General features: G+C 74.3%; 18 protein-coding genes and 4 pseudogenes. 18 read left to right on the top strand and 4 right to left on the bottom strand.

Going from position 1 to position 25264, the window contains the following annotated elements; all coding sequences use genetic code 11:
- Positions 1–30 precede the first annotated feature (30 nt).
- Positions 31–1284 carry an ABC transporter ATP-binding protein gene (locus BJF88_RS07000; protein WP_075828276.1) on the top strand — a complete coding sequence of 418 codons (1254 nt, stop codon included), beginning with the start codon at positions 31–33 and terminating at the stop codon, positions 1282–1284.
- Here the strand turns inward: BJF88_RS07000 and BJF88_RS06990 are convergent.
- The 3 genes and pseudogenes from BJF88_RS06990 to xseA all read right to left on the bottom strand — a co-directional run bounded on the left by BJF88_RS06990 (position 1184) and on the right by xseA (position 3884).
- Positions 1184–2271 (bottom strand): annotated as a pseudogene (locus BJF88_RS06990) (carbohydrate kinase). The gene BJF88_RS07000 and the pseudogene BJF88_RS06990 sit on opposite strands and share 101 nt — an antisense overlap.
- Positions 2268–2552, bottom strand: coding sequence for an exodeoxyribonuclease VII small subunit (locus BJF88_RS06985; RefSeq protein WP_083648944.1), 285 nt, complete (start codon positions 2550–2552; stop codon positions 2268–2270). The pseudogene BJF88_RS06990 and the gene BJF88_RS06985 overlap by 4 nt, the downstream one beginning before the upstream one ends.
- Positions 2539–3884 (bottom strand): annotated as a pseudogene (gene xseA, locus BJF88_RS06980) (exodeoxyribonuclease VII large subunit). The gene BJF88_RS06985 and the pseudogene xseA overlap by 14 nt, the downstream one beginning before the upstream one ends.
- 310 nt (positions 3885–4194) lie before the next feature.
- Here xseA and BJF88_RS06975 point away from each other — a divergent pair.
- On the top strand, positions 4195–5265 hold the full coding sequence (locus BJF88_RS06975) for a 4-hydroxy-3-methylbut-2-enyl diphosphate reductase (RefSeq protein WP_075828272.1): 1071 nt from the start codon (positions 4195–4197) through the stop codon (positions 5263–5265).
- Positions 5266–5316: 51 nt separating this feature from the next.
- Here the strand turns inward: BJF88_RS06975 and rmuC are convergent, their stop codons facing one another.
- Positions 5317–6606 carry a DNA recombination protein RmuC gene (gene rmuC, locus BJF88_RS06970; RefSeq protein ID WP_075828271.1) on the bottom strand — a complete coding sequence of 430 codons (1290 nt, stop codon included), beginning with the start codon at positions 6604–6606 and terminating at the stop codon, positions 5317–5319.
- A gap of 349 nt (positions 6607–6955) precedes the next feature.
- Here rmuC and BJF88_RS06965 point away from each other — a divergent pair.
- From BJF88_RS06965 to BJF88_RS06905, 16 genes and pseudogenes are all read left to right on the top strand, one after another.
- Positions 6956–7815: pseudogene (locus BJF88_RS06965) on the top strand (ABC transporter ATP-binding protein).
- A complete protein-coding gene (locus BJF88_RS06960) occupies positions 7797–8978 on the top strand; it encodes a hypothetical protein (RefSeq protein ID WP_255371834.1) in 1182 nt (393 codons plus the stop codon). The pseudogene BJF88_RS06965 and the gene BJF88_RS06960 overlap by 19 nt, the downstream one beginning before the upstream one ends.
- Entirely contained in the window at positions 8975–9379 is a 405-nt protein-coding gene (locus tag BJF88_RS21545; RefSeq protein WP_255371833.1) for a hypothetical protein, read from the top strand. Before BJF88_RS06960 ends, BJF88_RS21545 begins: the two co-directional genes overlap by 4 nt.
- Positions 9380–9435: 56 nt before the next feature.
- Positions 9436–10520: pseudogene (ychF, locus tag BJF88_RS06955) on the top strand (redox-regulated ATPase YchF).
- Between the two features lie 346 nt (positions 10521–10866).
- Positions 10867–12675 (top strand): ABC transporter family substrate-binding protein, encoded by a 1809-nt coding sequence (locus BJF88_RS06950; RefSeq protein ID WP_075828270.1) that lies wholly within the window; start codon positions 10867–10869, stop codon positions 12673–12675.
- 197 nt (positions 12676–12872) lie between these two features.
- Positions 12873–13841, top strand: coding sequence for a hypothetical protein (locus BJF88_RS23220; RefSeq protein ID WP_369824508.1), 969 nt, complete (start codon positions 12873–12875; stop codon positions 13839–13841).
- Positions 13748–14392 carry an ABC transporter permease gene (locus tag BJF88_RS23215; protein ID WP_369824507.1) on the top strand — a complete coding sequence of 215 codons (645 nt, stop codon included), beginning with the start codon at positions 13748–13750 and terminating at the stop codon, positions 14390–14392. Before BJF88_RS23220 ends, BJF88_RS23215 begins: the two co-directional genes overlap by 94 nt.
- A 105-nt stretch (positions 14393–14497) precedes the next feature.
- On the top strand, positions 14498–15511 hold the full coding sequence (locus BJF88_RS06940; protein ID WP_083648942.1) for an ABC transporter permease: 1014 nt from the start codon (positions 14498–14500) through the stop codon (positions 15509–15511).
- Entirely contained in the window at positions 15511–17328 is a 1818-nt protein-coding gene (locus BJF88_RS06935; protein ID WP_075828269.1) for an ABC transporter ATP-binding protein, read from the top strand. The genes BJF88_RS06940 and BJF88_RS06935 overlap by 1 nt, the downstream gene beginning before the upstream one ends.
- 51 nt (positions 17329–17379) lie before the next feature.
- The gene (locus BJF88_RS06930; RefSeq protein WP_075828268.1) at positions 17380–19530 is read left to right on the top strand and encodes a hypothetical protein; all 2151 of its coding nucleotides are present in this window, start codon (positions 17380–17382) and stop codon (positions 19528–19530) included.
- Entirely contained in the window at positions 19439–20314 is an 876-nt protein-coding gene (locus BJF88_RS19515) for a hypothetical protein (protein ID WP_158068895.1), read from the top strand. The genes BJF88_RS06930 and BJF88_RS19515 overlap by 92 nt, the downstream gene beginning before the upstream one ends.
- Complete coding sequence (locus BJF88_RS18950; protein WP_158068894.1) at positions 20257–20655, top strand: FtsX-like permease family protein; 399 nt, start codon at positions 20257–20259, stop codon at positions 20653–20655. The genes BJF88_RS19515 and BJF88_RS18950 overlap by 58 nt, the downstream gene beginning before the upstream one ends.
- The gene (locus BJF88_RS19510; protein ID WP_075828266.1) at positions 20652–23021 is read left to right on the top strand and encodes a hypothetical protein; all 2370 of its coding nucleotides are present in this window, start codon (positions 20652–20654) and stop codon (positions 23019–23021) included. The genes BJF88_RS18950 and BJF88_RS19510 overlap by 4 nt, the downstream gene beginning before the upstream one ends.
- A gap of 40 nt (positions 23022–23061) precedes the next feature.
- Entirely contained in the window at positions 23062–23439 is a 378-nt protein-coding gene (locus BJF88_RS06915; RefSeq protein WP_083648941.1) for an FtsX-like permease family protein, read from the top strand.
- Position 23440: 1 nt separating this feature from the next.
- Positions 23441–24424, top strand: a complete 984-nt coding sequence (locus tag BJF88_RS06910; RefSeq protein WP_083648940.1) for an ABC transporter ATP-binding protein — start codon at positions 23441–23443, stop codon at positions 24422–24424.
- Positions 24421–25143 (top strand): ABC transporter ATP-binding protein, encoded by a 723-nt coding sequence (locus BJF88_RS06905; protein ID WP_083648939.1) that lies wholly within the window; start codon positions 24421–24423, stop codon positions 25141–25143. Before BJF88_RS06910 ends, BJF88_RS06905 begins: the two co-directional genes overlap by 4 nt.
- Positions 25144–25264 lie beyond the last annotated feature (121 nt).

Here is a 25264-nt window from a genome sequence, read left to right as displayed (position 1 = left end):
CCCACCACGCCGAACCCGAGGAGAGAGCTGATGGCGTCGATCACCCTCAAGGACATCGTCAAGCGCTACGGCGACGGCTTCCTCGCCGTGGACGACGTGAGCCTCGAGATCGCCGACGGCGAGTTCGTCATCCTCGTCGGCCCGTCGGGGTCGGGGAAGTCCACCGTGCTGCGGATGATCGTCGGGCTCGAGGACATCACCGCGGGCGAGCTCGAGATCGACGGCCGCCGCGTGAATGAGAAGGCCCCGCGCGACCGCGACCTCGCGATGGTCTTCCAGAACTACGCGCTGTACCCGCACCTGACCGTCGCCGAGAACATCGCGTTCCCGCTGCGGCTCGCCAAGGGCAAGCACAGCGAGCAGGAGATCCGCGCGAAGGTCGAGCACGCCGCCGACCTGCTGGACCTGCGCGAGCACCTCGACCGCAAGCCCGCGAACCTGTCGGGCGGGCAGCGCCAGCGCGTGGCGATGGGACGTGCCATCGTCCGCGACGCCAAGGCGTTCCTCTTCGACGAGCCGCTGTCGAACCTCGACGCGAAGCTCCGGGGTCAGATGCGCACCGAGATCGCGCGGCTGCAGCGCCGCCTCGGCACGACCACCGTCTACGTGACCCACGACCAGACCGAGGCGATGACGCTCGGCGACCGCGTCGCCGTCCTCCGCAAGGGCGTGCTCCAGCAGGTCGCGAGCCCACGCGGGCTCTACGAGCAGCCGGTCAACCTGTTCGTCGCGGGGTTCATCGGCACGCCGCCGATGAACTTCCTGCCCGGCCGCGTCTCGGGCGGGCGCATCGCGCTGCCGTTCGGCGAGTTCGACCTCCCGGACCGCGTGCGCGACGTCGTCGGCGAGCGCGACCTCGTCATCGTCGGGCTGCGTCCGGAGCACTTCGAGGACGCCCGTCTCGTCGACCCGTCGAAGAAGGACCGGGGCCACACGTTCGAGGCCCAGGTCGACGTCACCGAGTGGCTGGGCGCCGACCTGTACGCCTACGTGCCGTTCGAGATGCCGGACTCCGTCAAGGGCATGCTCGACGAGCTGGACCGCGAGCTCGACGGGGAGGGGATGCGCACCCAGTTCGTCGTCGCCCTCGACTCGGCGTCGCGCGTGCGCGACGGCGAGACGACCGAGCTCTGGTTCGACCCGACGAAGATGATGATCTTCGACCCCGAGTCGAGCGAGAACCTCACGCGCGACCCCGAGGAGGCCGAGCGGGTCGAGCGCGAGAACGAGGAGGACCGCCGCGCGTCGCTCGAGCGCGCGAAGAAGCAGGAGGCGCGGGTCTGACCGTCAGACCGGGGACAGCTCCTCGCGCCGCGGGGGGTTGCGCCGCGCGCGAGACGGTGATCGCCGCGACGGCGGCGCAGCGCTCGAGCACGTCCGCGAGGGTGTCGACGTCGACCGCGCGCAGCGCGTCGCGGCGGTCCGCGCCGAGCAGGCCCGCGTCCCACAGGCCGTCGACCAGCGCGCCCATGAAGGAGTCGCCCGCGCCGACGGTGTCGACCACCTCGACGTGCGGCGCCACCACGCGCTGCTGCCCGCCGGGCGTCAGCGCGACGCGCCCGCGCCCCCGAGCGTGACGACGACCAGCGCGGGGCCGAGCGCGAGCCACGCGCGCGCGACCTCGACCGCGTCGCCGCCCGGCACGAGCCACTCGAGGTCCTCGTCGGACACCTTGACGACGTCGGCCAGGGCCACCATCGCCTCGATGCGCTCGCGGGCGTCGCCCGGCTCGCCCATGAGCGCCGGGCGGGCGTTCGGGTCGTAGGTGACGGTCGCGGTCCGGCGCGCGTCGGCCACGAGGTCGCGGACCGCGCTCGCGCCGGGCTCGAGCACCGCGGCGATGGAGCCGGTGTGCACCACGAGCGTGCTCGCCGTCGCGGCGGTGCCCGGCGGGACCTGCCACTCGAGGTCGAACTCGTAGGTCGCGGCGCCGTCGCCGTCGAGGTGCGCCGTCGCGACGCTCGTCGAGGGCGCGTCCGAGCTGCCCGGCGCGAGCACCACGCCGGAGCCCGCGAGCCACGCGCGGATCGCGTCGCCGCGCTCGTCGGCGCCGATCCACGTGACGAGACGTGCGTCCCGGCCGAGCCGGCCGAGCGTCAGGGCGACGTTCGCGAGGCTCCCGCCGGGCAGCGCGTCGACGCTGCCGTCGGCGCGGTGCACGACGTCGATGAGCGCCTCGCCCACGACGAGCGCGTGCCCGTCGGCGCGCACCGGGCCCGGGTGGACGGGGACGGACCGGTCGTCGGGGGACGCAGCGGCGGTGGGGTTCATCGGTCTCCTCCGGAGGTGTCGTCTGACGCGTCGCCCGTGGCGCCGTCGCCGGCGCGTGCGGCGTCGAGCCGCGCCCGCGCGCCGTCGAGCCACTCCTGGCAGCGGGCGGCCAGCGCCTCGCCGCGCTCCCACAGGGCGAGCGACGCCTCGAGCGGCTCCCCGCCGGCCTCGAGGCGGGCGACGACCTGCACGAGCTCGTCGCGCGCCTGCTCGTAGGTCAGCGTCGAGACGTCCGGGCTGACAGCGTTGTCGGAATCGGTCACGGCGTCATTCAACCTCATCTGCGCGGGAACGGTGGTCGGGGTGCGAGGCGTGGTCGTCGTTGACGACCCGTGCCGCGAGCTGCCCGTCGGCGAGGCGCACGCGCAGCGCGTCGCCGACGGCCACGTCGGAGGCGGAGCGCACGACGTGCCCGTCGCCGCGTTGCACGACGGCGTAGCCGCGCTCGAGCGTCGAGGCGGGCGACAGCGCGCGCACCTGCGCCTCGAGGCGGCCCACCTCGCCGGCGCCTCGGACGAGGCACGCCTCGAGCGCGCGCCGGCCGCGGTCGCGCAGCCCGGCGACCCGCTCCGCGCGGTCGGTGAGCACGACCTCGGGGGACGCGAGGACGGGGCGCGAGCGCACGGCGTCGAGCGCGGCCTGCTCGCGGGCGACACGGGCCTCGACCGCCGTGCGCGCCCGCGCACGGGCCTGTCGGATCCGCGAGCGCTCCTCCGCGACGTCGGGGACGATCCGCTTCGCGGCGGCCGTCGGCGTCGACGCGCGGTGGTCCGCGACGAGGTCGAGCAGCGGGCAGTCGGTCTCGTGGCCGATCGCGCTGACGATCGGCGTGCGGCACGCTGCCGCGGCGCGCACCAGGGCCTCGTTGGAGAACGGGAGCAGGTCCTCGACCGAGCCGCCGCCGCGGGCGACGACGACGACCTCGACGTCGGGGTGGGCGTCCAGCTCGCGCAGCGCGGCCCCGACCTGCTCGACGGCGTGCACGCCCTGGACCGCGACCTCGCGGATCTCGAACCGCACCTGCGGCCACCGGGCCCGGGCGTTGACGACGACGTCGTGCTCCGCCTTGGACTCGCGCCCGCACACCAGGCCGACGACGCGCGGCAGGAACGGCAGCGGCACCTTGCGCTCGGCGTCGAACAACCCCTCCGCGGCCAGCACGCGCCGGAGGTGCTCGATCCGCGCGAGCAGCTCGCCGACGCGACCGGCCGGATCTCGCGCGCCTGGAGCTGCAGCGTGCCGCGCCGGGACCAGAACACGGGCTTCGCGTGCACGACGACGTGCGCGCCCTCCTCGAGGGGCGTTCCGTCGAGCACGCGCACGGCTGCCGACACGGGCAGCGACATGTCCTGGTCCGTGTCCCGCAGCGTGAGGAACGCCGTGGACGTGCCCGGTCGGCGGTTGAGCTGCACGACCTGTCCCTCGACCCAGACGGGCGCCATGCGGTCGACGTACTGCTCGATCTTGCGCGAGAGCAGGCGCACCGGCCACGGGTGCTCCGCCGTCGTGTCGAGCGCCCGGGCGGGGAGCTCGTGGCGCGACGCCGGACGGCGCGGGGCGTCCACGCCGTCGGGCAGGGGGAGCGAGGCGGTCACGGGACCAGCCTGCCGCATCCCACCGACGGCCACCCCACCGGCGGCCGCCCCGCCCCGTCCTCCCGCCACGACCCGCGGCGTCGTCGCGTGCCGAACCCCGGGTCGTCGACCGTTCGGCGGCGCGGTCCGGTGCCGAACCCCGGGTCGTCCACCGTTCGGGACCCGGATCGGTGCGCAGACCGGGGTTCGGCACGACACCATGGACGGGCGAGGGTGCGCGACGCCGCCGGCGACCGGGTGTGACGGTCGTGTGCAGGCGCGGGGGAGTGTCGCGGACCACCGGCCCCCGACCCGGGCGCGGACGGGCAGGTCACCTAGACTGGCGGGCGTGAGTGCCACGCCAGCCCAGCCCGCCGACCTCGCCCAGCCGGCCGCGAGCGCGACCACGGCCGCGACCGGACGGCGCGTCCTCCTCGCCGCCCCCCGCGGCTACTGCGCGGGCGTCGACCGCGCCGTCGTCGCGGTGGAGAAGGCGCTCGAGCACTACGGCGCGCCCGTGTACGTGCGCAAGGAGATCGTGCACAACAAGTTCGTCGTCGAGACGCTGAGCGAGCGCGGCGCGGTCTTCGTCGACGAGACGGACGAGGTGCCCGAGGGCGCCCGCGTGGTCTTCTCCGCGCACGGCGTCTCGCCGGCCGTGAAGGCGTCCGCCGCGGCCCGCAACCTCGACACGATCGACGCGACGTGCCCGCTGGTGACCAAGGTGCACAAGGAAGCCGTGCGCTTCGCCAAGGACGACTTCGACATCCTGCTCATCGGCCACGACGGCCACGAGGAGGTCGAGGGCACGGCCGGCGAGGCGCCCGAGCACGTGCAGGTGGTCAACTCGCCCGACGCCGTCGACGACGTCGTGGTCCGCGACCCCGAGAAGGTCGTGTGGATCTCGCAGACCACGCTGTCCGTCGACGAGACGATGGAGACGGTGCGTCGCCTGCGCGAGAAGTTCCCGACGCTGCAGGACCCGCCGAGCGACGACATCTGCTACGCCACGCAGAACCGCCAGGTCGCCGTGAAGAAGCTCGCGCCGGACGCGGACGTCGTGATCGTCGTGGGCTCGGCGAACTCCTCCAACTCGGTGCGTCTCGTCGAGGTCGCGCTCCAGGCGGGCGCGGGTGCGGCGTACCGCGTCGACCGGGCGCGCGAGATCGACGAGACCTGGCTCGAGGGCGCGACCTCGGTCGGTGTGACGTCGGGTGCCTCGGTGCCCGAGATCCTCGTCGACGACGTGCTGGCGTACCTGGCCGAGCGCGGGTTCGGCGACGTCCAGGAGGTCCGCACCGCGACCGAGGACCTCATGTTCTCCCTGCCGCGCGAGCTCCGCGCCGACCTCGGCGCGACGGGCCCCGGCGCCCGTCCGGGGCGCGGCGGGCGTCGCTCCCTGTCCGTCCAGCCGGTCTGACGTCCGCGCCCCGCCCGCCGCTCCCGCGGCCGGCAGCCCGGCGCGGACGCATCAGGCGAACGCCTGGCGTGTCCCGTCCTCGTCGTCGCCCGGGCGGTCGTCGATCGCGACGACGGCGTCGGACGCCGCGGCCACGAGCTCGGGCTGCGTGACGGGCCGCGGCACGTCGTCCACGACGCGGACCGCGCCGATGCGCTCGGACTCGTCGACGACGTGCAGGTCGACGAGGCGGCGCGCCTGAGGCAGCACGCGGGTCTCGAGCGACCCGACGAAGACGTTGAAGTCCTTCGTCGCCGCGCTCAGCGACCGCCCGAGCTTCGTCACGTGCCGCGCCGTCGTCACGAGCCGCGAGTGCAGCTCCTTGCCGGCGCGCAGCACCTCGTGCGCGTTGTCGGTGACCGCGTCCTGCTGCCACGCGTAGGCGACCGTGCGCAGCAGCGCGACGAGCGTCATCGGCGTCGCGACGACGACGTTGCGCCGGGCCGCGTACTCCAGCAGGTCGGGGCGCCGCTCGACGGCCGCGGCGAGGAACGGCTCGGCCGGGACGAACATCACGACGAACTCCGGCGTGGGGCTGAACTGCGCCCAGTAGCGCTTGGACGCGAGGTCGTCCACGTGCTTGACCATGTGCCGCACGTGCGCGTCGAGGCGGTCCTCCCGCACGGCCGGGTCGGACGCCTGCTGCGCCTCGAGGTAGCCGAGGAACGCGACCTTCGAGTCGACGACGACGTTCTTGCCGCCGGCGAGGTGGACGACCATGTCCGGGCGCAGGGCGCCGTCCTCGGTGGCGACGTGCGCCTGCTCCGTGAAGTCGACGCGCGACAGCATCCCGGCGGCCTCGACGACGCGGCGCAGCTGGAGCTCGCCCCACGCCCCGCGCGTCTGCGAGGAGCGCAGCGCCGTGACGAGGTCGTTCGTCCCGCTGCGCAGGTCGGCGCTCGCCTCGGCGAGCTGGCGCAGGTGCTCCGCGAGGGCGGAGTGGCCGGCGGCGCGGGCCTTCTCCGCGGCCGCGACCTCGGCGCGCATCTGCTCGAGGGACCGCGCGAGCGGCTCGACGAGGGTGCGCACGGCTTCCTCGCGCTTCGCGAGCTCCGCCGCCCCGGTCTCGTGGCTGTGCCGGAGGCGTTCCTCGGCGTGGGCGAGGAACTGCTCGGACGTCGCGGCGAGCGCGCGTCGCGAGAGCGCCTCGAACTGCGTCTCGATGCGGCGGTGGTCGCCCTGGACCTCGGCGACGCGCCGCGCGGCGGCCTCCTGGACGTCGGCGAGCTGCTGCTCGTGCGCGGCGCGCGCGAGGTCGAGGCGCTCGTCGGCGCTGCGCTGCGCGGCGGCGAGCTGGCGCACGAACGCGTCGCGCTCCGCGGCGAGCTGCCGGTCGAAGCCTCGCGCTCCGCATCGAGCCGCTCGGCGAGGCCGGCGCCACGCGCCGCGTCCTGCTGGGCCTGGCCGAGCAGCGCGCTGAGCCGGCGCACCTCGGCGGCCGCGCCGTCGGGAGACGTGCGCCGCACGACGAGCACGAGCACCGCGCCGACGACGATGCCCAGCACGAGCCCGACCGAGAACAGCGCCCACGAGTCCATGGCGGCACCCTCGCACGCGGCACCGACAGCCCGGCGGTGACCTGGCGCACGCCCCGGCGCGTCGTGACAAACGGCACCGTGGAGCCGTCGGACGCTCCGCTAGGTTGGGCGCCATGGTCGACCGCACGCACGAACCTCCGCCCGCCGGCCCCGTCCCCGCTCCCGCCGCGCAGGTCCCCGCGCCCGCGCCGGGGGAGCAGCGGGTCGCGGCTCCCGACCCGACCGCGGCGCTGTCGCTGCGCGGGCTGTGGAAGCGGTTCGGCGAGAAGGTCGCCGTCGCGGGCGTCGACCTCGACGTCCCCGCGGGCTCGTTCTACGGTCTCGTCGGCCCGAACGGCGCCGGCAAGACGACGACGCTCTCCATGGCGACCGGCATGCTGCGCCCCGACTTCGGCAGCGCGCACGTGCACGGCACCGACATGTGGGCCGACCCCGTCGAGGGCAAGCGCCGCCTGGGCGTCCTGCCCGACGGCGTGCGTCTCTTCGACCGGCTCACCGGCGCGCAGCTCCTCACCTACGCGGGCCTGCTGCGCGGCATGGACCGGGACACGGTCGCCGAGCGCACGACCGACCTCCTCGCCGCGCTGGACCTCCAGGACGACGCGAACACCTTCGTCGTCGACTACTCCGCGGGCATGACGAAGAAGATCGCGCTCGCGACGGCGCTCATCCACGCGCCGCAGGTGCTCGTCCTCGACGAGCCGTTCGAGGCGGTCGACCCGGTGTCGGCGGCCAACATCCGTGACATCCTCGCCGACTACGTCCGCTCGGGCGGCACGGTCGTCGTCTCCTCGCACGTCATGGACCTCGTGCAGCGCATGTGCGACCACGTCGCCGTCGTCGCGGGCGGGCACGTGCTCGCGGCCGGGACCGTGGACGAGGTGCGCGACGGGCAGAGCCTCGAGGACCGGTTCGTCGAGCTCGTCGGCGGCCGCACGCGTCGGAGGGGCTGGCATGGCTGCGCAGCTCGTAAGGCTCAAGCTCACGCTCATGGCCAACGCGTTCCGCCGGAGCGCGTGGCAGACGATCGGCTTCGTGATCGGCTCGCTCTACGGGCTCTTCGTCGTCGGGCTGGTCGTGACGGGCACGGTGGCGCTCGGCACGAGCGACCCGGTGCTCGCCGGGGCCGTCACGGTGCTCGTCGGTGCCGTCGCGGTCCTCGCCTGGTGGATCGTCCCGCTCTTCGCGTTCGGCGTCGACGCGACGCTCGACCCCCAGCGCTTCGTGCTGTTCGGCATCCCGCAGCGCCGGCTCCTCGCCGGCCTCGCGCTCGCCGGGACGGTGTCGATCCCCGGCATCGCCACGGGCCTGTCGGCGCTCGGCGTCTCCTTCGCCTGGTGGCGCACGCCGCTCGCGGTCCTCGCGGCGCTCGTCGGGGCGCTGCTCGCGCTCGCGCTGTGCGTCGTCGGCTCGCGCGCCACGACGACGGCGCTCGCCCCGCTGCTCGAGTCCCGCCGCTACCGCGAGGTGGTGACGATCGCGGCGTTCGTCCCCCTCATGCTCGTCGGGCCCGCGTTCGGATGGTTCGCGTCGCAGATGGGAGACGGTCCGGTCGACGGCGAGGGCGTGCGCGACCTCGTCGAGCGCCTCGCGGCCGTCGTGGCCTGGACGCCGTTCGGCGCGCCCTGGGGTCTCGGCGCCGCCGTGCACGACGGCGCGTGGGGGCTCGCGCTCGCCCGCCTCGTCGTCGCGCTCGTGGCGCTCGCCGTCGCGTGGGTCGTGTGGGACCGGTCGCTCGCGCGGGCGCTCGTGACCCCGCCGACGCACGGCGCGGGCGGCCGGGCGAGGGTCTCGGCATGTTCTCGCGCTTCCCCGCGACGCCGACCGGGGCCGTCGCGGCGCGCACCGCGACGTACTGGCTGCGCGACCCGCGCTACTCGGGGTCCATCGCCGTCGTCCCGCTCATCCCCGTGGTGCTCCTCGCGGTCGGCGGCGGGCCGGGATCGGAGATCTTCCTCGTGCTCGGGCCGATCACGGCCTGGATCCTCGGGTTCGCGGTCTCGGCCGACGTCGCCTACGACCACACCGCGTTCGCGCTGCACGTGTCCACGGGCGTCGGCGGCCGCGCCGACCGGTGGGGCCGGGCGGTGCCGGTCCTCGTCGGCGGTATCCCCGTCGCGGTCCTGTTCGCCGTGATCTCCGTCGCGGTCGCGGGCCGCTGGGACGCGCTCCCCGCCGTCCTCGGCCTCACGCTCGGACTGCTCCTGGTCTCGCTCGGCGTCTCGAGCGCGGCCTCGGCTCGTCTGCTCTACCCGGTGCCGAAGCCGGGCGACAGCCCGTTCAAGTCCCCGCAGGGCGCCGCGATGGCGACCATGGCGTCCCAGACCGTCGCGATGGCGCTCGTGCTCGCGCTGGCGCTGCCGGTGCTCGTCCCCGGCGTGCTCGCGGTCGTCCTGCCCTCGGCGGTCCTCGGCTGGGTGAGCCTCGCCGTCGGGCCGGTGCTGGGCGCCGTCGTGCTGGTGCTCGGCGCCGGTGGGGCGCGCGCGGTACGACCGCCGGCGCCGAGCTGCTCCCAGCGCGTCATGTCGTACGCCTGACGCACGCGGTGCCCCGGCCGGGAGCCGGGGCGCCGCCCTGCGTAGGATGGTGGCCCGTGGCTCTCACTATCGGCATCGTCGGCCTGCCCAACGTCGGCAAGTCCACCCTCTTCAACGCCCTGACGCGCAACCAGGTCCTCGCGGCGAACTACCCGTTCGCGACGATCGACCCGAACGTGGGTGTCGTGCCGCTGCCGGACCCGCGGCTCGACACGCTCGCGGAGATCTTCGGCAGCCAGAAGGTCCTGCCGGCGACCGTGTCGTTCGTCGACATCGCGGGCATCGTCAAGGCGCGAGCGAGGGCGAGGGCCTGGGCAACAAGTTCCTCGCCAACATCCGCGAGGCCGACGCCATCTGCCAGGTGACGCGCGTGTTCTCCGACCCGGACGTCGTGCGCGTCGAGGGATCGGTCGACGCCGAGGGCGACATCGAGACCATCAGCACCGAGCTCGTGCTCGCCGACCTCCAGACGCTCGAGCGGACGCTGCCGCGGCTCGAGAAGGAGGTCAAGATCAAGAAGGGCGACGCGGCACTGCTCGCCGCGGCGCAGAAGGCGCAGGCGATCCTCGAGGAGGGGACCACCCTCTTCCAGGGGGCGTCCGCCGGGGGGCTGGACCTCGCCGAGGTCGCGAGCCTGCAGCTCCTCACCGCGAAGCCGTTCATCTACGTCTTCAACACCGACGACGCGGGGCTCGCCGACGACGCGATGCAGGAACGTCTGCGCGCGCTCGTCGCCCCGGCGCAGGCGATCTTCCTCGACGCGAAGTTCGAGTCCGAGCTCGTCGAGCTCGAGCCCGAGGAGGCGCGCGAGATGCTCGCCGAGAGCGGTCAGACCGAGGCCGGGCTCGACCAGCTGGCGCGCGTCGGGTTCGACACGCTCGGCCTGCAGACCTATCTCACGGCGGGCCCCAAGGAGTCGCGCGCGTGGACGATCCGCCAGGGCTGGACGGCCCCGCAGGCGGCCGGCGTCATCCACACCGACTTCGAGCGCGGCTTCATCAAGGCCGAGGTCGTCTCGTTCGCCGACCTCGTCGAGGCCGGCTCGGTGCAGGCCGCGCGCGCGGCGGGCAAGGCGCGCGTCGAGGGCAAGGACTACGTGATGGCCGACGGCGACGTCGTGGAGTTCCGCTTCAACGTCTGACGTGCGTCGTCGCGCACGACCGTGACGGACGGTGCTCGCGCGGGGTGATCGTGCCGCCCCCCGCGCGCAGTGGTGCAGGTCACAGCCTCGCGGGCCGCTGTTCCGGGTGTGTTTCCGGTCGATTTCCCCCTCGCGTCGGCCCCGTACCGACCAGTATCAACTCGGTAACGATCACCTCCGGCAACCAGGCGATCCGGACAACCTGCGCAACTTGGTAGGTAGCGTTTCCCGAAACCGTGGTGGGCGTCACCCGACCATGCACACCGGCTCGTCCGGAGATGCCGGTCGGGGCGGCCCGGACGAGCTGACGTCCGGGGCGTGCCCACCATCCCCTGGAGGAGGAACATTGAAGATCAGGCGCACGAGCGCTGCCATCGCGGTGGCAGCCACCGGTGCACTGCTGTTCTCAGCGTGCACGAGCCCCGCGGGCAACGACGACGAGCCGGACTCGACGGAGAGCTCGGCCGCGGCGGAGATCGACCCCGACGACCCCTGCAAGCAGGACACCGGCATCTCGGAGACGCAGGACGGCAACGTCTCGTTCTCCGTGGGTGAGGACGAGTTCCTCGGCTACAACTCGTGGACCCCGGAGACGTACTCGACGTACAACTCCGTCGTCACGGAGCGCATCCAGGGCCAGTTCTTCTACTTCGGCACCGACGGCACGATCTGCCACGACGAGACGTTCGGCACCTACGAGGTCACGAACGAGGACCCGCTGCAGGTCACCTACACGATCGCCGACGACGCGACGTGGTCCGACGGCACGCCGATCACGGTCGCCGACTTCGTCCTCGACTGGGCCGCGCAGGCGATCCCGACCGAGGACGACCCCGCGACGGGGCTGTTCAACCACGTCTCCGGCCTGACCTACGGCGAGTACGTCCCCGAGGGCCCCGAGGGCGAGGCGGACGGCAAGGAGTTCGTGCTCAACTACCCGACGGTCTACGCGGACTGGGAGATCCTGGTCGCCGCGCCGCTCCCGGCGCACGTCGCCGCCGAGCAGGCCGGCATGACGACCGAGGAGATGGTCACGGCCGTCCGCGACCGCGACTACGCCCAGCTCGCGCCGCTGGCCGAGTTCTGGAACACCGGCTGGCTGTCCCAGACGCCCGGCGAGCTGCCCGACCCGGCGCTCGTGCCGTCGTCCGGCCCGTACACGTTCAAGGAGAACGGCTGGACCGCCGGCCAGTCCCTCACGCTCACGGCGAACGAGGAGTACTGGGGCACCCCGGCCGCGACCCAGGAGATGACGTTCCGCTTCACCGCGGCCGACACGCACGTCCAGGCGCTGCAGAACGGTGACCTCGACGTCATCGAGCCCCAGGCGACGGTCGACACGCTCGGCCAGCTCGAGGCGATCGGCGACACGGTCACGGTCGAGACCGGTTCCTCGCTCACGTGGGAGCACCTCGACTTCAACTTCCGCGAGGGCAACGTCTTCGCCGACAACCTGGCCCTGCGCGAGGCGTTCGCGATGTGCGTGCCGCGCCAGCAGATCATCGACAACCTCATCGCGCCGATCAACCCCGACGCCGAGGTCATGAACCTCCGTGAGGTGTTCCCCTTCCAGGAGGACTACGACGAGGTCGTCGAGGCGGCGTACGACGGTCGCTACGACGAGGTCGACATCGAGGGTGCGCAGGCCAAGATCGCCGAGGCGGGCGTCCCGACGCCGGTCACGGTCCGCATCGGCTACTCGGCGCCGAACCCGCGCCGCAGCGACCAGGTCGCCCTCATCAAGTCCAGCTGCGACCAGGCGGGCTTCCAGATCCAGGACGTCGGCGCGGAGGACTTCTTCGACAACATCCTGCCGAACGGTGACTACGAGGTCGCGCTCTTCGCGTGGGCCGGCTCGGGCCAGATCGCCTCGGGCCAGAACATCTACGCGACGGGCCAGCCGCAGAACTACGGCGAGTACAGCGACCCCGTCGTCGACGAGGCGTGGAACGCGCTCGCGTCGTCGGTCGACCCCGAGGTGCACCTCGAGCAGACCAAGGTCATCGAGAAGCAGCTCTGGGACACGCTGTTCGGCATCCCGGTGTTCGCCCACCCGGGCGTCGTCGCCTACAACTCCAACCTCCAGAACGTCCGCGACACCGCGACGCAGAGCACGGTCGTCTGGAACGCGGAGCAGTGGTACGTGGCTCAGTGAGCTGAGCCGCTCCCGGTAGCACTCGCTCCGTGAGCACGTCCTGACGGGCACCCTGTGGGGCAGGAGGCGCCGCCTCCTGCCCCACACGGGTGCTCGGACAGGAACGATGCAGGAGTTCGTCATCCGGTGGCATACAGTGACCTGCTGTCCCACACGGAGCAGGCGCCCGACCGGCGCCAGGCTTGAAGGGTAGACCCGTGCTCAGATTCATCCTGCGGCGCATCGGGATCTCGTTCCTGGTGCTTCTCAGCGCGTCGTTCCTGCTGTACATCATGGTGATCAACTCGGGCGACCCCCTCGAGGACCTCCGTGAGTCCAACAACGAGAACCGTGACCAGCTCATCGCCGCGCGCACCGCGTTCATGGGTCTCGACGACCCGTGGTACCTCCGGTACTGGAACTGGCTCCGCGGCGTCGCCGGCTGCGTGACGCTCAACTGCGACCTCGGCGTCGACCGGACCAACCGGGACGTCGGGAGCCTCCTCGGTCAGGCGGCGAGCTCGACGCTGCGCCTCGTCGTCATCGCGACCGTCCTCGCCATCATCGTCGGCGTCGCGCTCGGCATCCTCACCGCGATCCGCCAGTACTCCGGGTTCGACTACACCGTCACGTTCGGTGCCTTCCTCTTCTTCTCGCTCCCGGTCTTCTGGGCCGCGGTGCTGCTCAAGGAGTACGGCGCGATCCGCTACAACGACTGGATCGCCGACGGCTGGGTGAGTCCACCAGCCGTGCTCCTCATCGCGGCACTGCTCGCGTTCCTCGCGCAGGCCGTGCTCGGCGGTGACGCGCGGCGCCGGCTGCTGACCGCAGGAGCGACGTTCGTCTTCGCCGCGGTCGTGATGTTCGTGTTCAACGCGCTCGACTGGTACCGCAACCCGTTCATGGGGCCGGTCGTCGTGACGCTCGTCGCGCCGGTGCCGCCGTGCTCGTCACGTCGCTCGTCACGGGCCTCGCCAACCGGCGGGTGCTCTACGCGACGCTCACGACCGTCGTCGTCGGCATCGTCTCGTACTTCGCGTTCGCGGGGCTCCTCGTCGAGCCGAGCGGCTGGTGGGTGCTCATCGGGCTCTTCGTGCTCGCGATCGCGCTCTCCCTGCTCGTCGGCTACCTGTGGGGCGGGTACTCCCGCCGGCAGGCGATGTTCGCCTCGGCCATCACGGGCGTGATCATGAGCGTGCTCGTCGTCGCGGACATCGCGATGGCGCACTTCTCGAGCTTCCTCGACCTCAAGTCGCGCCCGATCTCGACGATCGGCGCGGAGACGCCGAACTTCACGGGCGGTTTCTGGGAGTCGTTCCTCGACAAGGGCGCGCAGCTCATCCTGCCGACCATCCTGCTCACGCTCATCTCGGTCGCCTCCTACAGCCGCTACACGCGCTCGTCGATGCTCGAGGTCATGGGCCAGGACTACGTGCGCACGGCGCGCTCGAAGGGACTGTCGGAGCGCGCGGTCATCACCAAGCACGCGTTCCGCAACGCGCTCATCCCCATCACGACGATCGTCGCGTTCGACTTCGCCGGCCTCATCGGCGGTGCCGTCATCACCGAGACGGTGTTCGGCTGGAAGGGCATGGGCGAGCTGTTCCGCACGGGCCTCGACAACGTCGACCCCAACCCGGTCATGGCGTTCTTCCTCGTCACGGGCATCGCGGCGATCGTCATGAACATGCTCGCGGACATCGCCTACGCGTACCTCGACCCGCGGATCCGGCGGTGAGCGCGGTGACGTACCTCATGGAGCCGACCCGCGCGGTCGGCACGACGAACTCGACGAGCGGGCGCACGACCTGCACGGCCCGCGCGAAGACCCCCGGAGACCGCGATGAGTGAAGACGACCAGCGCGCACGGCGCGCGCAGCAGGGCGACGAGTCCTTCGAGCCCATCGTGGGCGTGAGCGGCACCGACGCGATCGGCGCCAAGTCCACGGCGATCGCGATCGACGAGGAGCCGCACGACGGCAAGTCGTACAGCCAGGGCCAGCTCGTGCGCCGCCGGTTCTTCCGGCACAAGGGGGCCATGGCGTCGCTCGTCGTGCTCGTGGTGATCACGATCGTCGCGTTCACGTCGATCGGGATCGGCCCGATCCCGGGCTGGTGGCCGCACGACTACACGCTCGCGGGTCAGGTCGTCAACGGCGGCCGGCCGTCGTGGGAGCACCCGTTCGGCCAGGACACCATCGGCAAGGACTACTTCGCGCTCGTCATGCGCGGCACGCAGCAGTCGCTGATCATCGCGCTCGGCGTCGGCCTGATCTCGACCTTCCTCGGCACCCTGATCGGCGCGCTCGCCGGGTACTACCGCGGCTGGATCGAGGCGCTGCTCATGCGCCTGACCGACCTGTTCATCATCATCCCGCTCCTGGTCTTCGCGGCGGTGCTCGGCGCGATCGCCCGCGACTGGGGGATCTGGGGCCTGACGCTCGTGCTCGGCGCGGTGACGTGGACCGGTCTCGCCCGCCTCGTGCGCGGCGAGGTGCTGTCGCTGCGCGAGCGGGAGTTCGTCACCGCGGCCCGCGCCGTGGGCACGGGCGCCGGGCGCATCATCACCAAGCACATCCTGCCGAACGCGATCGGCGTCATCATCGTGTCGGCGACGCTCGCCATCGCGCAGGCGATCCTCCTCGAGACGTCGCTGTCCTACCTCGGGTTCGGCGTCCAGGCCCCGAGCACGTCGCTCGGGCTGCTCATCTCCGACTACCAGAACGCCTTCACCACGCGTCCGTGGCTGTTCTGGTGGCCGGGCATCATGATCCTCGCCATCGCCCTCGCGGTGAACTTCCTCGGTGACGGTCTGCGCGACGCGTTCGACCCCCGCCAGAACAGGAGCAAGGCCTGATGACGACCCTCGACATCACCACCGAGGACGGGGTCGGCCACCGGTCGGACGCCGTGCTGGCCTTCGAGGACCTCGACGTCCGCTTCGGCACCGAGTTCGGCACCGTGCACGCCGTCAAGGGCATCACGCTCGACGTGCACCCGGGCGAGGTCGTCGCGCTGGTCGGCGAGTCCGGCTCCGGCAAGTCCGTCACGTCGATGACCGCGCTCGGCCTGCTGCCGAAGAACGCGAAGGTCTCGGGCACCGTCCGCGTCGGCGACAAGGTCCTCAGCGACCTCGACCTGCGCGGCCTGCGCCGCCTGCGCGGCAACGACGTCGCCATGGTGTTCCAGGAGCCGATGACCGCGCTCAACCCCGTGCTGACGATCGGGGACCAGCTCACGGAGGCGCTCCAGCTCCACGGCATCGCCTTCGGCAGGCAGGCCGACGCGCGCGCCGCCGAGCTGCTGCGCATGGTCGGCATCCCCGAGCCGGAGCGGCGCCTCAAGCAGTACCCGCACGAGCTCTCGGGCGGTCAGCGCCAGCGCGTCGTCATCGCGCTCGCGATCAGCTGCGACCCGAAGGTGATCATCGCCGACGAGCCCACCACGGCGCTCGACGTCACGGTCCAGGCGGAGATCCTCGACCTGCTGCGCTCGCTCAAGGACAAGCTCGACACGGGCATCCTCCTCATCACGCACAACATGGGCGTGGTGGCCGACATGGCGGACCGCGTCGCGGTGATGCTCAAGGGCGACCTCGTCGAGATGGGCACGGCGGAGCAGGTGCTCACGCGGCCGCAGCACGAGTACACGAAGCGTCTGCTCGGCTCCGTGCCGCACCTGGGGTCCGGCCCGGGGCAGTTCGGGACCTCCGCCGAGGACGTCGTCGACCACCCCGACTCGGCCGACGCCCCGGCGCTCGACCTGAGCAACCTCGTCATCGAGTACCAGCGTCTCGGCAAGGCGCCGTTCCGCGCCGTCGACGACGTGTCGTTCCAGGTGCGCAAGGGCGAGATCGTCGGGCTGGTCGGGGAGTCGGGTTCCGGCAAGTCGACCATCGCCCGCTGCGCGCTCGGCCTCATCCCCGCGGAGAGCGGGTCCGTGTCGATCTTCGGGGAGGACTTCGGCCGGATGCGCAAGCGCGAGCTCAAGGAGCTGCGCAAGCGCATCGGCGTCGTCTTCCAGGACCCGGCGGCGTCGCTCAACCCGCGCATGCCCGTGGGCGACTGCATCGCCGAGCCGCTCGTCGTCCACCAGGTCGGCGACGCCCGCTCCCAGCAGGAGCGCGTGTACGAGCTGCTCGACGCGGTCGAGCTCCCGCGCACCGCGTACAACAGGTACCCGCACGAGCTGTCCGGCGGTCAGCGCCAGCGCGTGAGCATCGCCCGCGCGCTCACGCTCGACCCCGAGCTGCTCGTGGCCGACGAGCCCACGTCGGCGCTCGACGTGTCCGTCCAGGCGAGCGTCCTGCAGATGTTCACGCACCTGCAGGAGCGATACCAGTTCGCCTGCCTGTTCGTCAGCCACGACCTCGCGGTGATCGACCTGCTCGCGCACCGCGTGGTCGTGCTGCAGAACGGCCGGATCGTCGAGCAGGGCCTGCGCGCGGACGTCCTGCACGACCCGCGCGAGGAGTACACGCGGCGCCTCATCGCCGCGGCGCCGGTGCCCGACCCCGACGAGCAGCGCCGTCGCCGCGACGCGCGGTACGCGCTGCTCGCCGAGCTCGGCGACCAGCGCAGCGAGCTGCGCGACCCGGTCACGCCGTTCGAGCCGCTCACCCCGCAGGAGAACCCGGAGGGCAACGCGTCGCTCCGGGGCGGCCACCTGGGCTGACGTGCGGCCGGCCGGTCGCTCGGGCGTCGACGTCGCGAGAGGGAGGCGCCCGTGAGAGCGACCGCGCTGGCCGTCCGGCGGTCGCGTGCGCAGCTGGGCCTGCTCGCGACGATCGTGCTGCTCGCGGCGCTCGTCGTCGCGACGGTCGGCGCCACGGTGGGCTACGTCCAGTCCGCGGCGACGTCCGGTGCACGCGGAGCCCTGGACGGCGCCGCGCCGACCGCGCGCGGCGTGCAGGTGCAGACGCGCCTCGCCGACGACGCGACGGCGCAGGACGCGCGGGTCCGCGAGGTGGTCGAGGCCGACCTGGCGGGCGTGCCGCTCGCCGTCGACCGCACCGTGCGCACCGAGCCGCTGCCGCTCGCCGCGCCCGCGCGCCCGCCCGACGGCGCCGACGCGGGCGCCGCGGACGACGAGCCTGCCGACGACGGTCTCGCTGCCGACCGCGCGGTCCTCGAGGTCGACCCCGCGCTGCCCGGGGTCGCGGAGGTGGCGGGGGGATGGCCGTCGGCTCCCGGCGAGGCCGCGCTGCACGCCGCCGCGGCCGAGACGCTGGGCCTCGCCCGCGGCGACGTCGTGGTGGTCGGCCGGTCCGACACCGACCCGCAGGCCGAGCCGGGGACCGAGCTGACCCTCGTCGGGACGTGGCGGCCGCTCGACGAGGAGGACCCCCGCTGGTTCGACGACCCCCTGGCCGTCTCGGGCGTCGACGGGTCCGTCGTCGGCCCGTTCGTCGTGACCCCGGAGACGCTCGCCGGCCTCGGCACGACGCCCTTCGTGCGGTGGACCGTCGTGCCGGACGCGACGCGGGTCGTGCCCGCCGACCTCGGCGCCGCCGAGGGGGCGTCGTCGCTGCGCGACCATCTGCGTGAGGACGACGCGGTCGCCGTGCGCGGCCTCACGGTCACCGGGGAGCTCGCCGCGACGGCGGCCGAGGCCCGTGCCGCGCTCGCCGCGGCCGGTGCCGTGACGCTCGTGCCGGTCGCGCTGCTCGTCGTCGTGAGCGTCGTGGCCCTGGTCCAGGTGGCGCGACTGCTCGCGCAGACCCGGGCGAGCGACGTCGGGCTCCTCGTCGCGCGCGGCGCCTCCACGCGCCAGCTCGTGGGGGTGTCCGCGGCGGAGGCCGGCGGCGTCGTGGGCGCGGGAGCGCTCCTCGGCGCGGGCGGGGCCCTGGTCGCCCTGCGGGCGGGCCCCGACGCCGGTGGCGTGCTCGCCGCCCCGTGGCTCGTCGCCGCGCTCGGCACCGCGGTGGGCACCGCGCTCGTCACCGGTGTCGCGTGGCTCCAGGCGCGTGCGGTCGCCCGGCGGCACGAGACCGACCGGTCCGGACGCGTCCGGGCCGCCGCGGCCGCCGGGACGCTCGTGCTGGCGCTCGTGGTGGCGGGCCTGTGCCTGTGGCAGCTCCTGCGGTACGGCTCCCCGGTCGTGACGACCGGCGGTGCCGCCGAGATCGACCCCCTGGCCGTCCTCGCGCCGGCGGCGGTGCTCGTCGCGCTCGCCGTCGTCGCGACGGCGGTCCTCGGCCCGCTGACCGCGCTCGTGGACCGCGTCGCCGCGCGCGGTCGTCACCTCACGGTCCCGCTCGCCGCCCGGCAGGTCGCGCGCCGCCTCGTCGTCGTCGCGGTCCCGGTGGTCCTCGTCGTGCTCGCGGCCGGCGCGGGCACCTCGCGGGCGCTACGCCGGGACCACGACGACGCTGCGGAGCTCGGTCGCGGAGCTGCGCACCGGGGCCGACGTGCGGGTGGACACCGGCGGGGCACCGACCGTCGGGGCGGCGGCGCAGCCGCCCCTGCTGGCGGAGCATCTCGCCCTCCCCGGGGTGGCCGGCGCGTCGAGCGTGCTCGAGCTGCCGGGCGTCATGGGGGAGGACCCCCTGACGCTGCTCGCCCTCGACGCGGACGCGGCCGCCGACGTGCTGAGCGTCCCGCCGGGCACGGCGGACGTCGCGGTCCTCGCGGGCGGGCTGCGCGACGAGGCGGGCGACCCCGGCACCCCGCTGCCCGACGACGCGACGGGGATCGCCGTCGACCTCACCGCCGCGGTGGCCCTCGCGGTCGACGTCACGGCCGACACCCCCTGGTACTGGGCGGATGCCCACGAGTCGCGCTCCGTGCGCGCCGCGGCCTGGGTGGCGGACGACGCGGGGGCGCTCAGCCAGGTCCTCCTCGGGGAGGTCGCGGTGTCCTACGCGCCGGGCGGTGACCCGGGAGCCGCGACGGGCGTCGGCGAGCAGCCCACGACGCACACCCTCGCCGGTGAGCTTCCCGGGCCCGGCCGGTGGCGGCTCGTCGCCGTCGACCTCCTCGTCGGCACGCCCTCGATGCCGGCCCGCGCCACGGTCACGGTCGACCGCGCGAGCGCGACGACCCCCGCGGGGGACGCTCCGCTCGCCCTCGAGGGCTGGGCGCCGGTGACGTCGCTCGTGCGCGAGGAGCTCGCCGCCGTCCGGCCTGCCGGTGCCGCCGGTTTCGCGGCCGACCTCGGGGGGTACGGCCTGCCGCTCGCGGTCCGCGTCCTGCCCGGGGGCGACGCCGGCCTCCCGCCGCTCGCGCTCACGGTGCCCGCCCCGATCGCCGAGCGCTACGACCTCGCGCCCGGCGACGAGTCCGTCCTCACCGTGTCCGGGACGGACCTGCCGGTCCGGGTGGCGGCGGTGGCGGACGTGATCCCGGGCGCCGTCGACCGCGCGGCGGTGCTCGCCGACGAGGGCGCGCTGCTCCAGCACCTCGTGCGCGCCGGGCAGTCCGTGCCCCGCCCCGGCGAGGTCTGGCTCGGCGCCGAGGACGACGACGCCCGCGGGGCGCTCGCCGAGGGCGCGCTCGAGCTGGCGCGAGCGCAGGGCGCGACCGACGTCACGGTCGAGGTCGCCGGCGCGACGCGGCTCCGGACGTCTCGGCACCCGTGCGCGTCGCGTTCTGGCTCGCCGCGGTGGGCGCGCTCGTCCTGGCCCTGGCGGGAGTCCTCGCGGTCGCGACCGCGCTGCTGAGGGTCCGGCGTCCCGAGGTCGCGGTGCTGCGGGCGCTCGGAGTGGCGCCCGGTGCGCAGGCGCGCGGCCGGGCCCTCGAGCTCGCGGCGGTCACCGGTGCCTCGCTGGTGCTGGGGACGCTCGCCGGCTGGGCGGTCGCGACCCTGACGGTCCCGGCGCTGGCCCGGGCGACGCTCGGGGACGCCGCCCAGGTGCTGCCCGTGCCGCTCGGCCTGGCCGCGGCCCCGACCGCGCTGCTGCTCGGCGTGCTCCTCGCAGGGCTCGTCGCGGTGGCCGCGGTCGTCGCAGCACGCGTGCGGGCCCAGGCGCTCGACGGCGAGTACCGGGAGGAGATCCGATGAGGCTCGCGCGCCTGACGTGGCGCCAGTTCGCCGCGTACCGCGCCGTCTCGGTCGCGCTCGCCGTCGTCGTGCTGATCGTCGCGTTCGTCGTGACCGCGTGGCCACGCGCGGTCGCGGCGACGGACTCCGCCCAGGTCGCGCACGTCCTCGACCGGACGACGCCCCTGCAGCGCGACGTCGTCGCGGTCAACCAGGTGCCGCCGGACCGGGGCCCGGCGCCCACGCCCGGGTCCACCGACCTCGCGCCCGACGTCGAGGAGGTGTGGGGAGCGTTCGCCGCGGGGCTCGAGCGGCTGCGCGAGGCCCAGCCCGAGCCGCTGCGCTCGGCGCTGGGGGAGCCGCAGCTCACCGTCGAGGACGACGCGCGCGACCTGCCCGCGGTGCCCGGCAACGACGTCCGGTTCCCGTCGGGCGTGGTCAAGGTCGACCCGCGCCTCGCCGAGCACGTGACCCTGGTCGAGGGGGAGTGGCCCGGTCCGGTCGAGCTCCCGGAACCTGACCCGGACGGTGCCGCGCTCGTGGACGAGTCAGGCACGGTGCACACCGTCGGCCACCAGGTCCTCGACGTCGTGGTCGCCGCCGAGTCCGCGGACGTGCTGGGGTGGCCGGTCGGGGAGGTGCGCGCGCTCGACGTCGTCACGTCGGCCCGCCTGACCGGGACGTTCACGGCGGACGACCCGGACGAGGACTACTGGCAGCACAACCCGTACTCCGCGGAGCCGCAGGTCGTGGACGACCTCAACCTCGGCCGTTCGGCGCGCACCGCGATGTATCTCGACCCCGCGACCGCGGACCGCGCGACCTTCCTCAGCCCGTCGACCCGCGTCTGGTACCCCGTCTCCGGCGACGCCGTCGAGGCGGACGAGGTGGCCGCGCTCCTCGCGCAGCTGCGCGGGTTCACCGCCTCGCCGTACCCGGTGGTCGAGGGCGGCGCCTTCACCCTGACGCCCGCGAGCGAGCTGGGCGACGTGCTCGGCGCGCTCCTCGCGCAGCAGCGTGCGTCGGCGGCCGTCCTCGCCGTCGTCGCGGTCGGGCCGCTCGGTGTGACCCTCGCGGTGCTGCTCCTCGGCGCGCGGCTCGTCGTCTCCCGCCGCCGCCCCTCGCTCGCGCTCCTGCGGGCACGCGGCGGGTCGGGCGTGCAGCTGCGCGGCTTCATGGCCGCGGAGGGTCTCGCGCTGTCGCTGCCCGCCGCGACGGTCGGCGCGACCGCCGCGGTCCTCGCCGTGCCCGTGGCCGCGGGCGGCGGTCCCGTGGGCGTGGGGACGCTCGTGCCCGCCCTGCTCGTCGCGCTCGCGCCGGCCGCGCTCTTCGCCCTCACGACGTCGCCCGCGGGCCTGCGCGAGGCGCGCGCGGACCTCGGCACGAACCGCGGCCGGTGGCGCACCCTCGTCGACCTGCTCGTCGTCGCCGCGGCCGCCGTCTCGGTCGTGCTGCTCCTGCGGCGCGGCGTCGTGGTGGAGGGGACGGGAGCGGACCCCGGTGCCGCGGCCGGTGCCGCCGGCTCGGGCGGTGTCGACCCGCTCCTCGCCGCCGCGCCGCTCCTGCTGGCGCTCGCCACGTGCGTCGTGGTGCTGCGCGTCTACCCGGTGCCCGTGCGCGCCCTCGAGCGCGCGTTCCGCGTGCGCCGCGACCTCGTGCCCTTCCTGGGTGCGGCGCGCACGGTCCGCGACCCCGCGGGCGGCGTCGTCCCGGCCCTCGCTCTCGTCGTCGGCGTGGCCGTCGCGATGTCGTCGGGCGTGCTGTACTCGAGCGTGCGCGCGGGCGTCGAGACGATCGCCTGGGGCGAGGCGGGCGCCGACGTGCGGGTCAGCGGGCCGGTCGTCGACGAGGACGTCGTCGCGGACCTGCGGGCCGTCGACGGCGTCGCCGAGGTCGCCACCGTGGCCGACGCCGGCGAGCTCCCGCTGCGCCTCGGGGTGTCCGGGGAGCGGGTGACCGTCCTCGCGGTCGACGCCGAGGCGCTCGCCGCCGTCCAGGCGGACGTCCCGGGGGCGCACGCGCTGCCGGACGGCCTGTCGACGCCGGGCGACCGTCTCCCCGCGGTGGTGTCCGGCTCGCTCGGCGTCCCGGTCGGCGCGGACGAGGTGACGCTGGTCGGGTCCCGGAGCGTGCCCGTCGACGTGCTCGCCGCGTCCGGACCTCTCCCGGGGCTGCCGGCCCGCTCGTTCGTCGTCGTCGACCGCGCGCTCGCCGCGCAGGCGCTCGACGAGACGTTCCGGCCGCGCGTCGCCCTGCTCTCGCTCGAGGACGGCGCCGACCCGGACGCGTGCGCGCGGCCGTCGCCGAGGTGCTGCCGCGGTCGGCGGTCACGGGTCCCGACCTCGTCTCCGCCGACCTGCTCGACTCGCCCGCGGCGGACGGGATGAACCGGGCGTTCGTCGTCGCGATCGCGCTCTCCGGGCTGCTGTGCGCGGCCGCGGTCGTGATGACCCTGATGATCGGGCGCCGGCGCGCGACCGGCTCGTCGCGGTGCTGCGCACGCTCGGGCTCGAGCGGCGCGGGACGCGCGGTCTCGTCGCGTGGGAGCTGGGACCGTGGGTGCTCGCCGCCGTCGTCGTGGGCGCCGTGCTGGGGGTCGCCGTCCCCGCGCTCGTGCTCGCGACCGTCGACCTGACCCCGTTCACGGGCGGCGACGCCCGACCCCCGCTGACCGTCGACCCCGCCCTCCTCGGGGTCGTCGTCGGCGGGTTCGTCCTCGTGGTGGCCGGTGCGGTCGCGGCCTCCACGGCGTTGAGCCGGCGCACGAACCTCGCGGCCCAGCTGCGCATCGGTGAGGAGAGGTGACATGACGACCCGGACCGGAGTCGACGAACCGGACGCCGTGGCGGACCCCGACGCGGGGACCGCGTCGCGGGGCGCGCCACGCGACCCGGCGGAGCCGGACATCCTCTGCCAGGGCCTCGTGCGGATCTTCTCCGCGGACGGCGTCGAGGTGCAGGCGCTGCAGGGGCTCGACCTGCGCGTCGACCCGGGCGAGCTCGTGGCGCTCGTCGGCGCGTCGGGGTCGGGAAAGTCGACGCTGCTGACGATCCTGTCCGGTCTCGACCGGCCGACGGGCGGGTCCGCCGTCGTCGCGGGGACCGACTTGCTGACCATGGGGCGGCGCGAGCGCGTGCGCTACCAGCGGCACGCCGTCGGCTTCGTGTGGCAGCAGACGAGCCGCAACCTCCTGCCGTACCTCACCGCCGCGGAGAACGTCGCCGTGCCGTTGACGCTCGCCGGCGACCTTGCGGCGCACGAGCGGCGTGCGCGCGTCGACGCCCTGCTGGAGCTGCTCGAGATCGGCCACGTGCGGGACCGTCGTCCCGACCAGATGTCGGGCGGGGAGCAGCAGCGCACCGCGCTCGCCGTGGCGGTCGCCAACGCGCCGCGGGTCCTGCTTGCCGACGAGCCCACGGGTGAGCTCGACGAGGCCACGTCGGTGGAGGTCCTCGAGGCGATGCGGGGCGTGAACGCCGAGCTCGGCGTCACCACGCTCATCGTCACGCACGACCCCACGGTCTCCGACCACGTCCTGCGCACGGTGCAGATCCGTGACGGGCGCACGTCGACCGAGGTGCTGCGGCGCACGGAGGTGGACGAGCACGGCTCCGAACGGCACGTCGCCGAGGAGTTCGCCGTGCTCGACCGCGTCGGACGCCTGCAGCTGCCGCCGGACTTCGTGGCGAGCCTGGACCTGCGCGACCGCGTCCGGCTCGCGCTCGAGACGGACCACGTGGGCGTCTGGCCGGACGCGCGAGGGCGGGACGACGAGGGGAGACGGCCGTGACCGAGACGGCGGTGACGGAGACGGCCGGGAGGACGCCGGATGCGGCGCTGCGGGCCGACGGCGTGGGGCGCGTCTTCGGGCGCGGCGCGAACGAGGTGCACGCGCTGCGCGACGTCAGCCTCGTCGCCCGCGCCGGAGAGCTCCTCGTGGTGCGCGGCCCCTCGGGGTCGGGCAAGACGACGCTGCTCAACATCCTCGGCGGGCTCGACCGCCCGACGAGCGGGGAGGTCGTCCTCGCGGGGGAGCGCACGCTGTCGGCGATGCGCGAGCGGGACGTCCTCCAGGTCCGGCGGCGCGAGATCGGGTACGTCTTCCAGTCCTTCGGCCTCGTCCCCGTGCTGTCGGCCGCCGAGAACGTCGAGGTGCCGCTGCGACTGCAGGGCGTGGAGCCGCGCGAGCGCGCGGAGCGCGTCGCACGTGCCCTCGCGCTCGTCGGTCTCGACGCCCACGCCGCACAACGGCCGTACGAGCTGTCCGGCGGGCAGCAGCAGCGTGTCGGGATCGCGCGCGCCCTCGTCGCCGAGCCGGCGGTCCTCATCGCGGACGAGCCCACGGGGCAGCTCGACTCGGGCACCGCGGCGACCGTGATGGACCTCGTGCGCGAGGTGGTCCACGAGCGCGGGGTCGCGGCCGTCGTCTCGACGCACGACCCGCTGCTCGTGCAGCGCGCGGACCGCGTCGTCGAGCTCCACGACGGCCGGGTCGTACAGCCCGGCTGAGCCGAGATGGACGTTCCGGTTGCCCCGTGCCGCGCGCACAGGAAGCCTGGGGCTCATGAGCAGCACCGACGACTCCTCCATCACCGGCTCGGGCGACCGCCGCGCGTCGACGGGTCCGGCG

Source organism: Cellulosimicrobium sp. CUA-896 (genome assembly GCF_001942335.1).
Taxonomy (GTDB): Bacteria; Actinomycetota; Actinomycetes; order Actinomycetales; family Cellulomonadaceae; genus Cellulosimicrobium.
This window is presented reverse-complemented; position numbering and strand designations above follow the sequence as displayed.